The sequence below is a fragment of the Lachnotalea sp. AF33-28 genome (assembly GCF_003477885.1).
GTDB lineage: Bacteria > Bacillota > Clostridia > Lachnospirales > Lachnospiraceae > AF33-28.
In genome coordinates, this window is the sequence record NZ_QUEE01000009.1 from 169,027 (window position 1) to 181,775 (window position 12,749).

Below are 12,749 nucleotides of genomic sequence, written 5' to 3' on the forward strand. Positions count from 1 at the left end.
TAGTATAGATTTCATGAAAATATATTTTGGAACGTATTGTATAGATCCAGCTTGCCATATCCCCATTCCCGGTTTGGATAGGGCATATTCGGGTCACGCTTGGCGCCCAGCACCATATAGGACTTCACTGTATTGGAATTCATATCGTCATCGTTTCCGTACACAACCCCCCAGGTCAGCAGCAAAGCGGCTGCGCCGGCCACCTGAGCGGCCGCCACACTGGTACCGGTTCTCTCCCCATAACGGCCCATCATGCCAGGACCGTATACGGATACTCCGGGCGCCACAATATCCGGCTTAACAATGTTGCTCCTGGTATAGCCCCTGCCTGAATTCAGATACAGGCTCTGGTTCCTGTGATTATAGGCTCCCACCGTGATTGCATTGGCCGCACCTCCCGGCGTTGTTACGGTTATATTTGGATCAGGACGCAGAAATACAGTCTCTCCAGTAAGAAATTCCGTAACCGGCAGCCACATGTCAAACTGCCCTGTAAAATACTGTGTGTTATATACCTGCACCGTCCAAACTCCCGCCGTAGGCCGTTCAAACCGCATGAATATCAGCTGGGAGCCGGCTATGTCCATGCTGCTGTAATCCACGGTGACCACTGTCGCTTCCAGGGCAAAGCGTATCACCTGTGTTCCCAGTATCCTGGCTGGTATCATGGGAACACGCTCTCCAGAGGGCGAGATCAGACCGACAGCATAGGTTTCGGGCACATTGGCCCACAGCTCCGTCACGAATCCTCTTTCATTTTCGCCCACGCGGATTTCCACGTTTTCCACTCCGCCCTGCTGTGTGACGAGTCCGCGGAAATGGTGTCCGCGGTTTGCCTCATTTCCGGCCGCGATGACCACGGCGTTGCCGCGCATGCTGGCTGTGGAATTGATCACATCGCCCAGCACCTTCACTCCGGTATGGCTGCCCGAATTGGTGCCAACACCTAAAAGGATCACCATGGGCATATCCAGCTCAAACCGTTTCTGTATCAGGTAACGTATGCCCAAAGCGATATCATTTTCCTGGAAAGCTGTCGCGTTCTCACTGATCATATAGAAATCCCGCAGATTTCTCTTGGCGGGCTTCAATTTCACTGCGACAATGGTGCTTTCCGGCGCGGCGCCTATAAAATTATTGTCAGGATCTTCTCCGCCGGCGGCAATGCCCGCCATAAAAGTGCCGTGTCCGTTTTCATCCCTGCTGGGCACTACAGAAAATGGGTCCTGGCTTTGGAGCGCTCTGTCTATCTCATCGCGCCCATATTCTGTCCCATATACAATTCCGGCAGGTGGTTCCCCGGTCTGTATAGTCTGATCCCAGATCGATGCGATTCTCGTGCGCCCTCCCACCTGAAAAACAGGATTGGTATAATCGATGCCCGTATCAATGATGCCGACGAGCACTCCCTGTCCCTTTAAATTAAGCGCAGGCTGGTTCTGCACCCGCAGGATTCCCGATGCTTCCAGGCTGGTGGTATCCTGCAGCGCAAACAGCTTCGGTATGCGCGAGTATCCGTATTCTCCCACTGAGTATGGCGGCATATCCTCGCTCTTTACGTAAAATACACCATACCTATACCCGATTGCCTGCCAGCAGAAATCCTCCGGAATGTTAGACTGCCTATAGAATAAATCCACAAACTCCTCAATTACATCCAGATAATCCTCTGAAACCGCCGCGATGCGGCATTCATCATAATCTAAGGCCATTGGCTGCATCCTTTTGCCCTATCTTCCAGATATTATATGCGGCTTGGAGGAATCCAATGACGCGTACAGCTTATTCGGCAGCTGCCGCCGCCCCTTCCTGCTCCAGCAGAAGATAACCGCGCATATCGATGATCGGACCGCCGGTCTTGTCTATATATGCCTTGGTGATGGTTACGCGTCCAATATTGTCGTCCTTGGGGATCTCATACATGATATCCAGCATCAGATCCTCCAGAATCGCTCTTAACGCTCTGGCGCCCGTCTTTTTCTCCATGGCCTTTTCGGCGATGGCGGTGAGCGCATCCGGCTCAAACCTCAAATCCACCTCATCCATGGACAAAAGCTTCTTATACTGCTTTACAATCGCATTCTTGGGCTCAGTCAGTATTTTAACCAAAAACTCCCTGGTTAATGCCTCCAGCGTTACAATGACCGGCAGTCTGCCCAAAAACTCCGGGATCATTCCAAATGCCCGCAGGTCATCGATCGTCACCTGTGACAGAATATTGGGATCGCTGTCATACTTATCCTTTAAATCCGCCCTAAAGCCGATGGAGGACTGCTGGTTCAGCCTTCCCTTAATGATATCCTCCAGATCGGGAAACGCGCCGCCGCAGATAAACAGGATATTGTTCGTATCCACTGTAGTCATGGGCACCATCATATTCTTGCTGCTGCCGCCCACCGGCACCTCCACCACGCTGCCTTCCAAAAGCTTTAAAAGCTCCTGCTGCACGGATTCTCCGCTGACATCCCTGGTATTGGTGTTTTTCTTCTTTGCGATCTTGTCGATCTCATCGATGAAGATGATTCCGTGTTCCGCACGCTCCACATCGTTGTCCGCAGCCGCCAGAAGCTTCGATACCACGCTCTCTATATCGTCGCCGATATAACCGGCCTCTGTCAGCGAAGTGGCATCCGCTATGGCTAACGGCACATCCAAAAGCCTCGCAAGCGTCTTCACCAGATAAGTCTTGCCGCTTCCCGTAGGACCGATCATGAGCAGGTTGGATTTCTCTATCTGTACACCATCCTCGGCATTAGATGCAACCCTCTTATAATGGTTATATACAGCCACGGCAATCGCCTTCTTTGCCGCCTCCTGCCCCACCACATATTCATCCAGCTGTGCCTTGATCTTATGCGGTGCCGGGATGCTCTTAAGGTCGAACTTCTTCCCCGGCTCCTCACCTTCAGCCTTTTTCTTCTTTATACGCTGCTTCTTAGGGATCTCCATATGGGGCCCAAGTTCAAAAAACGGTATGCCCGCAAAAACCGGCGGCTGCTTATCCTTGTCCTTATCCCCGTCCCCGTTTTCCTTAGAATCCGGCGGCTGTACCATATTGCCCATGCGCATCAGATCCGTATAGGACAGCCCGCTCTGCTGAAACGTATCAAAGGCCTTCTGCATACAGTCGGCGCAGATATCCAGACCGCCCGGCATGGAAATCAGCTTGCCGACCTTGCTCTCAGGCCTGCGGCAGACATAGCAGACCTTTTCGTATTCCTCATCCTTTTTATTAGGCTCATCCGTGCTGCCGGATACCGCCTGTACGGATTTATCTTCTCTATCTTCCATCTTATTTCTCCTGTATCCATTAATATTTCCATGCAGGACGCATGGCCCGGGAACAGCGTTTTTAAGCCGCAAAATCCCGCAGTTCCAATGGTTTCATTATATATCAGTTGAATCTATTCAACAAGTAAAGTTTTTCTTAAGTAAAAATAGTAAAGTGAGTCACTATTCACAGTTGCCGTAAACTTCCCGCGTATGACAGACCGGAGTATAGTCCTCATAGGGACACGCTCTCGCTCCGTGAAGCGCGCAGCGGTTCTAATGCTGCAAACTACGCAGCAAAAGAACCGGCGGGCTTCAAGGGATCCCAATGAGGACTATACTCCGGTCTGTCATACGTTGCTTTATCAGCAGCCGTAAATAGTAACAATAATGGAAAAGAGAACCGGTGTTGCTGGCACCGGTTCTCGCTGATTCACTTTTATCTGTTGCTGTTGTCCGCGGGAGCACTGCTTGCATATCCTAAGGTTACGGTCACCGTATGCTCCACATAATCGCCGTTCTCCAGCCTCTCCAGGGTGAGCTCCACCTGGCTGCCGCCCTCGTAATACTGAAGCAGCTCTTTAATATCATCCGTGCTTCTGACCTTCTGCCCGTCAAATTTAGTGATCACATCCCTGGGCAGCACATCGGCATCATTGATCGGAGCGCCCTCCACCAGATTGTTGATCACAACGCCCTCCGGCATATTCATCACCGATGCTGTACTGCTGTCAATGCCCACCCCAACGATGCCCAGATACGCCTTTTTGCTGCTGTCTGTAACCACCTCTCTGGTCTGTCTGTTCATCAGATCGGTGATGATCCCCTCCGCCGCGGATATCGGGATGGCATATCCGATGCCCTCCACCTTGGTATCGGAGAGCTTGGCGGAATTGATACCGATCACTTCACCCTTCATGTTCACCAGCGCGCCGCCGCTGTTACCAGGATTAATCGCCGCATCCGTCTGAAGGAGAGTGCGGGTGATGCCGTCGCTGGTGACCACTTCTCTGTTCAACGCGCTGATAAAGCCGCCGGTCACCGCCTGGCCGTATCCCATGGCATTGCCGATGGCGATCACGCCCTGGCCCACCTTTACTTCATCAGAGCTGCCCAGGGTCGCGATCTTGATGGCGGCCCTGGTCTCTGCGGACAGGTCGGTGAATTTCACCGCTACCACGGCCAGATCGGCTTCCTCGTCAGTTCCTTTTACATACGCAGGTGCAGTGGAATCATCTTCGAAGGTGATGGTCAGGGAAGACGCCCCCTCAATCACATGATTGTTCGTAGCGATCAGCAGTTCCGCATCGTTCTGGCTCACAATTATTCCAGATCCGCTGCCGGCCGTATACTCCTGCGGCTCCTGGTTCTGCTGTCCCTGTTGTCCCTGCTGACCAAAAAAGTAATTAAAGAAATCATAATAATTGTAATTGCCACTGTTGTAATTTTCATAAATCTGCGTATTGGTGATGGCTACAATCGAAGGCATTACCTCCGATACTATGCCGGACGCATCCATGATGTTCACACCGGCACCCGCACTGTTTCCGCCTTCATTTTCCGTCTTGGTCACAGTTGCAGGAATCTTTGGCACATCCTGCTGCGGTGCGGTAAAAAGCCCGCTCTGTCTGGCTGCATATGCGCTTCCGATAAATACGCCGGCTGCTATACCGCCCACTACAATGCCGGACAGCACCAGCGCGGCGGCGCGCTTAAAGAAACCGCCTTTTTTCTTTTTCCCGGGTACCGGTTCCGGAGGTATAGCGTCATTATCCGCATGCCGATATCCTGTGCTCTCATATCTATCGTTATTCACTACCCGGTTTTCCACATACCTACTGTCTGATACATCGCCGGAAGAATTGTTTTCCGGATTCAGAAAATCAAAGTATTGATCCGTCATCTCAAAGTCCCCTTTCTCATGTCACCAGCCGAAGGCTGATGACCTACGCACACTTCAGTGTGCCTCCTCTTTCTCATGTCACCAGCCGGAGGCTGATGACCTATGCACAATTCAGTGTGCCTCATCATACACATGATTCTGCTGTCTGTCAGCTTCTATCTCTTATATGTTTCTAAGTTTATCAGGTAATTGTGATCAAACTGTGTTGAATCTTTGAAAAAAGAGTTAACTTAAGCGGCCGCGTTGCGGCCGCTTAATAATTATTAGTTAATTATGGTAGCTCACCTGCTGATTCTGATTGGCATAGCCGAGAGTTACCGTCACCGTATGCTCCGCATACTCTCCGTTTTCTATCCTTTCAACGGTCAGCTCGACCTGGGTGCCGGCTTCGTAGTATTTAAGCAACTCTTTGATATCGTCCGCGGTTGAAACCTTTTGGCCGTCAAATTTTGTGATCACATCTCTTTCATTCAGCGCGGAGATTTCTGCGGAAGAACCTTCATATTTACCGCTGATCAGTACACCGGCCGGCATGTTCATTGCCCGGGCTGTGCTGCTGTCTATGGTTATGCCCTGGATTCCCAGCGAAGACTGCTTTTGCGCATCCTTAACGATCTCTCTGGTCTGTCTGTTCATTAGATCCGTGATGATGCTCTCCGTAGCGGTCACAGGTATCGCGTATCCCATACCTTCCACATCTGTATCGGACAGCTTGGCGGAATTGATTCCGATCACTTCCCCGTTCATATTTACCAGAGCGCCGCCGCTGTTGCCGGGATTGATCGCCGCATCAGTCTGAATCAGAGTGCGGGTGATGCCTTCGCTGGTGGTCACATCCCTGTTGAGCGCGCTTACGATTCCTCTTGTCACGGACTGGCCGTATCCCATGGCATTGCCGATGGCGATTACGCTGTCACCCACTTCCATATCATCGGAATTTCCAAGCGTAGCCACCTTTATAGCCGCCCTGGTCTCTTCCGACAGATCGGAGAGCTTCACGGCTACAACCGCCAGATCCGCTTCTTCATCGGTTCCCTTAACGCTGGCCAGAGCTGTGGATCCGTCCGCAAAGGTTATGGTCAGCGAAGACGCGCCTTCAATTACATGGTTATTGGTGACGATCAAAAGCTCTTCGTCGGTCTGGCTGACGATAATTCCGGACCCCGCGCCCGCTATATATTCCTGGGGTTCCCCGCTCTGCTGGTTCTGCTGGCCAAAGTAATACTGGAAGAAATCGTAGTAGCTTCCGTTTCTGTAGTTTTCATAAACCTGAGAATTTGTGATTGCGACGATGGAAGGCATGACTGATTTCACAATGCCGGAAGCGCTCTGCTCGCTGCTGTTCGTGGAGCCGGTCAGCTCACTGTCTGTCCGTCCACCCTGTGTGGTCAATGTAGCCGGTATACGGTTCGTCTGCGTTTGTGTTCCCGACAACGGCCTGTTTGCATCGGCCGTATAGACAACGCCTAAAAATACCCCCGCTGAAATGCCGCCCACCAGTATTCCTGTCAAGGCGATGGAGCAGGCCTTCCTCCAAAATCCGCCTTTTCTCTCTGTCCTCCTTGCTCTCTTCGTCTTGAAAGATCTCGATGCGGTTTCTTCCGATGCCCTTTCTTCTGCTTCTATCACATTTACCGTCCTGTTTTCTTCTGATACTGCGCTGATATTTTCATTGTCATTATTCTGGAAATCAAAGTATTTATCACTCATAATAATTCTCCTTTCACACTGTTTCCTATGTTATGACTTTTCGTCTGTTTCTTTTTCTTTATGCCTATAGTCTAACAGGGATCTGTGTTCGATCTGTGATCATTTTTTTAAAAAACTGTGGAAAATTATTGATGAGTATGTGACTCAGGGTATACTGTAAACTTCCCGAAGTCAATATGCGTCAGACTGGTGCTTACAGACAACGGCCGCAGGACTCACCGGATTATTGAAGGTAAGCCCTGCGGCCGCCAGACAGCGAACGTTATTATAAATAGTAAACGATTAATGCACTCCCGAATCGGATTCAATGACCTTGCTGATCGCCTTCACAGTGGAAGACGGTTCATAATCCGCATTGTCATATAAGAACATATGCAGTTCTTTCGCGGTTTCCTCCAGAGTGGCCGGAACAACCATGGCTCCCTTGTTGATCGTTGCATTGCCGCGGTTCTCGTCCGTGGGAAAACCGGCTGTGGCTCCCATGGAAAACTTGCCTGCATCCGCAGCCAGGCTGATGATGGTCGGCAGTTCCAGATTAGTGGCAATCTGAGGGAAAACATGATTCACTATACTGTTTAATGTTCCCACGTCCGCGGATTTCGCCTTCTGAAGCATCTTCTCCACCACTTCGCGCTGACGCTCCGTCCTTCCGTAGTCATTGCCGGATATATAACGGATACGGCAGTAGGATACCGCCTGTATGCCGTCCAGCAACTGCTCTCCCGGCCCCTTGAGATGATGGGATCCGATGCCGGTGGCATCAACCGTAAAGGTTATGTAGCCGTTAATCATGTTGTCTTTGAACATGGATTCGGGCACATCCACCGTAACACCTCCAAGATCATTGATAGCTGTAGCCACAGCTGCCCAGTTAAAGGTCACATAATCCGTAATCTGAAGGTCAAAATTTTTATTAAGCGTTTCAATGGCATTCTGGGCACCGCCGTTATAGTAAGAGGTGGTCATCTTGCCATACTTCTTTCCGTCTTTGCTGATACAGAGGTAGGTATCCCGGTATATTGAAGCCAGCCGCACTTCTTTCGTTGCGTTATTGATGCTGGCAATCATCACGACATCTCCGTGAGTCCCTTTATCCAGTGTTTTGTTATCGCGGGCATCCACGCCGAACAGCGCATAGGTGGTATAGCCTTCCAGCTTCTCCTCCACCTCCGCGGCCAGTGAGTTTGTTTCGATGTCTTCTTTCTTAAAATCCGGCTTCTGGATCTGATCAAACTTGCCCAGCACAAACACACACAACAGCACCACCATTAACAATATGGCCTCTACACTGAACATCAGAATGAATTTTTTTCTTCTGCGTTTTGCAGCCTTTTTTGCACGGCTCTTTTTGCGGGCCCTCGCTCTTAGCTCTTCTTCTCTTTCTCTGCTCATAGCGCTTCCTTTCGTGTTAATACGCGTTCTTGTTTATAAATCCTTTGAATACGGTTAAAAACAGGATTTTAAAGTCAAACCCGATAGACCAGTTCTCAATGTAATACAGATCATGCTCAATCCGTTTCTTGATGGAGGTATCGCCCCGGTAACCGTTTACCTGAGCCCAGCCGGTCATGCCCGGCCTCACCTGATGCTTGATCATATAACGGGGAATGTCTTCTTTGAAGCGCTCAACAAAAAACGGGCGCTCCGGCCTGGGACCGACCAGGCTCATATCTCCTTTCAGCACGTTCCACAGCTGCGGCAGCTCATCTATGCTGGTTTTGCGTATGAACTTTCCGACCGGTGTCACGCGGGGATCTCCCGGAGTTGTCCATTTCTTTTGTTCTGCGGAAGGCTGCTGCACTTCCATAGAACGGAATTTGTACATATTAAAAGTCTTATTGTGCCGCCCCACCCTCTCCTGGCTGTAGATGACAGGTCCGGGAGATGTCAGCTTAATCAGCAAAGCTACAAGCAGCATCAGCGGTGAAAATAGTATGGTGGCTATGAAGCCGACAACAATATCCATGGCCCGTTTCAAAAACGCATTAAAGGAATCTGTAAGCGGAACATACCGGATATGGATCACCGGCAGTCCGAGCAGATCTTCCGTGTACGGTTTGGTAGGGATGATGTTGTTGTAGTCAGGAATGAATTTGGTATGCACACCGGACTTTTCACAAAGCGCGACGATTCTTTCCAGTTTGTCGTATTCATTTATGCTAAGGGTAATCGCGATCTCATCCAGCCGGTTAAGCTGCAATATATAATCCAGGTTGTCAATGTTGCCGATTACCTTGATCCCTCTGTATTCGGTGCCCCTCTCCGCATGGTTGTCCAGTATGCCGCGGATGTTATAACCCCATTCGGGATTGGACTTTACTCTGTCTATATACCCCTGGGCAGCCCGGCTGTAGCCCACCAGAAGTATATGCTTCTGATTGTATCCCTTCATGCGGAAGGAACGCAGGACAATCCTTAAAACATTGCGGTATGCCACTTCAAAGATATAGCTGAAAATCGAAAAGTACAGCACCAGAGGTCTCGAGAAATCCAGTCCGGCATCCTTACCCAGATACAGGGCAGTAGAAAAGAGCAGGGCACCAACCAGAATGGCCTTCAGCAGATTCGCTGCTTCCAGGCGCCTGCCCTGCACTCGCTTAGGCGTATATAAATGAAAGATCCAGAATATGATAAGATAAGCCGGAACCAATGCCAGAAGCACCGAAAAATACTGCCCCCTGCTGAAAGCCGGCTCTCCATGGGGTATCGGGCTGGAAAACACAAAATAATACGCAAGCAAATATGCCACAATTAAAACGATGGCATCAATAACCACATGAAGCTGATTCAGACGTCTCTGATTATCTTTTATCACTCTTCTTCACCTACTGTAATCTGTGCCGCTCTTCCAACACCGCTTCTTGGCACTTCTGTTTTATAATACAGCATGAAGGTGTAAAGGGCAACATCAAAATATGGGTCTATTTTCTTAAATCTTTCTTAACTGGCGACGCCTTATAACGCCTGCGGGAAGCGTACTCCGCCGCATAAATAAACATGTTGGCGATCAGCTCACCCTCAATCCGGATGTAATTCCATATATTTTTAAAACAAAACGGCACCTTGCGGCAGCTGGAAACTGTCTTAAAACCTTCGGCCAGCCCCTCTCTATATTCTTTGCCGAAACCGATTTTTTTAAAAAAACTGCACTTAATCAAATATCCCGCAAGAAGGAACGGGGAATTAACGATGAGCTGCAGAAGCGGCATATTTTTATAATTCAGATAGATGCTGTTGCGTGCAGCCAGTTTTACTTTAAATGCATTATATCTGGAACCGCTGGTTCCGCTCCCCACATGGTAAACATAAGCGTCCGGGCAGTAAACATTGCGATAGCCGAAGATCCTGGCCCGGTATCCTATATCGGTATCCTCCAGGTAAGCGAAATGCTTCTCATCAAAATCCCCGATCACCCGAAATACCTCCCTGCGGTAAATGGACGCGCCGCCGCAGGCCGCGAATATATTTTTCTGCTTTGTATAGCCGGAGGAAGGCTGACCAACACCGCGCTGTGACGCCCATCCGATAATATTATACAAATCCCCCGCATCATCAATGAGCTCCGGATGATACATCTGAATCATCTTGCTGCTCACTGAAAAAATCCTGTCCGAGCTCTCAATCGTCTTAAGCAGCGCTTCCACATAATGCTCGTCCACACGGGTATCATTATTGAGCAAAATCACATACGGCGTATCTGCCGCCTGTATTCCAACGTTCACGGCCTTGCTGAACCCATAGTTCTTATTCAGGTAGATCGCCCTGATTTCGGGATATTTCTCATCAAGCAGCTCCCTGCTGCCGTCCGTAGATGCGTTATCCACCACCAGTATCTCAAAATCCCGGCAGCTCTGCCCCTTCAGTGACTCAAGGCAGGGTTCCATAAAGTGGGCGCCGTTATAGTTGGCAATTATAACCGTTACTTTCATTTTAGTTCAACCTTCCGCTCCTGCAGCCATAACCTCTGCGTGAGCTGTTACTCTATTATAATCATTTTTCCCTATTTCTGCAAGTTTAACTGCTTTCTGCCTGCCGTCAGAACTCCACAGGCATCCAGTAAGGATTGCGGAACGTAAAATCATTGCGGTCCAGAGTCAGGTTCACATTGTAGTAGGGATCGCCCTTCTCGAGGATTTCACCCCAGCGGTCCCGGAAAAACCGCATTTCTCTATGAAAGCGCTCCAGCTTCTCCGGCGTATTCTCTAATCCCCGGGACTTGGACTCGTAGTGATATGCCTGGGCATTGGCATCGTATATGACAAGATAGCCCAGCGCCCTGACCTTCAGACAGAAATCCACATCGTTAAACGCTACCGCAAGCTCCGTAGTCATGCCGCCGGCCTCTTCATAGACCGATTTTTTAACCAGCAGGCAGGCGGCCGTGACGGCGCTCATCTCCTGAGTGCACATGGCCTTGGCCATATAGCCGTATTCCTCTCTGGGCAGCCCCACAAATGCATGGCCCGCGACGCCTCCGAGACCGACCACCACTCCGGCGTGCTGCACGGTGTCATCGCCGTAGAAAAGTTTAGCGCCCACGATGCCCACGCCTTCCTGCATGCAAAATCCCAGCATATCTTCCAGACAGCCGCCGCTTAGCATCTCGATATCATTGTTTAATAACAGAAGATATTCGCCCTTTGCAAAACCTGCGCCAAAATTATTGATAGCGGAATAATTAAAACCTTCCTTCCAGGTCACCACCCGGAAATTGTCCATACGGGACTCCTGCTCTTTATAATAGGCAAAGGTCTCTTTCTTTGTGCTGTTGTTTTCCACCACGATGATTTCATAATTGCTGTAAGCATTTTGGGCGGTCAGCGTGCGGATGCACAGGTCCAGATCCTGTACGTGATCCTTGTTGGGTATGATGACTGATATGAGCGGATCATAGGGACGCTGAAAGACAGTGCGGTACATTCCGTACTTAATCCCGTGCTCCACCTTCGCATGCACTCCCATGCGGCGGTAATGAGCTTCCACCGCTCTTAAGCCGGCTTCAAAGGCGTATTTCTTGCTCTCCGGATTTTCGGAAGTTGAATTCCTGTGAGCGCGCCAGTGGTACAGGATCTTTGGAATATGCCGTATCTTTCGGGCCTGCTCCACGCATCGGAATATAAAATCATAGTCCTGGGCTCCGTCGTATTCCGTACGAAAGCCGCCTGCCGCATCCAATACGCGCCGGCTCACCACAAAAAGGTGGCAGATATAATTCATGGTCCTAAGCAGATACAGGTTGAAATCCGGCTTAAAATGCGGATCAAACTGCTTTTTGCCTTTCATATCCACCTTATCTTCATCGCTGTAGAGCACATCCGTGTCGCGGTCTGCGTTGATGGCCTTCACACACTCATACAGAGCATCGGGGGAGATCAGGTCGTCGTGGTCCAGCAGCGCGATATAACTGCCCTCTGCCATGGCAAGAGCTTCGTTTGTGTTGCCGGCGATTCCCTGATTTTCCTCCAGCCTAAGGTAGCGGATTCTGGAATCTGCCGCTGCCATCTGCTGCACAATCTCTGCTGTTTCACCCGCTGTAGGGCTGCCGTCCGCCAGGCATAATTCAAAATGGCCGTAGGTCTGTTTCTGTACGGATTCTATCATCTCGCGGGCGAACTGTACGGGTGTCTCATACATCGGAACCACAACACTGATAAGCGGCTCATAATCAAACTTATGGCCGCGCTGCTTTTCCAGATCCTTCGCAGTGGGCAGAGCCCCCTTCTGCCATTGGCGGTAGCTGACCTCCTCCAGGCGAAAGAACTTGAGATATATTTTTTTCACACATTTATTCAAGCCGTTCTTTCTGCAGTAAGCGATGGTCTTCGCTATCAGATTTTTCGGCTTGCGCTCTTCCTGTATTTCCATA

At 50.1% G+C, this 12,749-nt stretch carries 8 protein-coding genes; all 8 read right to left on the minus strand.

The features are described 5' to 3' along the window. Positions 1-11 precede the first annotated feature (11 nt). Positions 12-1,712 (minus strand): S8 family peptidase, encoded by a 1,701-nt coding sequence (locus DWZ56_RS14050; protein ID WP_158584597.1) that lies wholly within the window; start codon positions 1,710-1,712, stop codon positions 12-14. 70 nt (positions 1,713-1,782) lie between these two features. Continuing rightward, positions 1,783-3,291 (minus strand): ATP-dependent Clp protease ATP-binding subunit ClpX, encoded by a 1,509-nt coding sequence (gene clpX, locus DWZ56_RS14055; protein WP_118557268.1) that lies wholly within the window; start codon positions 3,289-3,291, stop codon positions 1,783-1,785. 418 nt (positions 3,292-3,709) lie between these two features. Further along, positions 3,710-5,173 (minus strand): S1C family serine protease, encoded by a 1,464-nt coding sequence (locus DWZ56_RS14060; protein WP_118557269.1) that lies wholly within the window; start codon positions 5,171-5,173, stop codon positions 3,710-3,712. A 267-nt stretch (positions 5,174-5,440) separates the two neighbouring features. After that, on the minus strand, positions 5,441-6,883 hold the full coding sequence (locus DWZ56_RS14065; RefSeq protein WP_118557270.1) for a S1C family serine protease: 1,443 nt from the start codon (positions 6,881-6,883) through the stop codon (positions 5,441-5,443). A 282-nt stretch (positions 6,884-7,165) separates the two neighbouring features. Continuing rightward, the gene (locus DWZ56_RS14070; RefSeq protein ID WP_118557271.1) at positions 7,166-8,275 is read right to left on the minus strand and encodes an LCP family protein; all 1,110 of its coding nucleotides are present in this window, start codon (positions 8,273-8,275) and stop codon (positions 7,166-7,168) included. Positions 8,276-8,291: 16 nt separating this feature from the next. Beyond that, the gene (locus DWZ56_RS14075) at positions 8,292-9,698 is read right to left on the minus strand and encodes an undecaprenyl-phosphate glucose phosphotransferase (RefSeq protein WP_118557272.1); all 1,407 of its coding nucleotides are present in this window, start codon (positions 9,696-9,698) and stop codon (positions 8,292-8,294) included. 106 nt (positions 9,699-9,804) lie between these two features. After that, positions 9,805-10,812 (minus strand): glycosyltransferase family 2 protein, encoded by a 1,008-nt coding sequence (locus DWZ56_RS14080; RefSeq protein WP_118557273.1) that lies wholly within the window; start codon positions 10,810-10,812, stop codon positions 9,805-9,807. A gap of 106 nt (positions 10,813-10,918) precedes the next feature. Then, positions 10,919-12,748 carry a glycosyltransferase family 2 protein gene (locus tag DWZ56_RS14085; RefSeq protein ID WP_118557274.1) on the minus strand — a complete coding sequence of 610 codons (1,830 nt, stop codon included), beginning with the start codon at positions 12,746-12,748 and terminating at the stop codon, positions 10,919-10,921. Position 12,749: the final 1 nt, after the last annotated feature.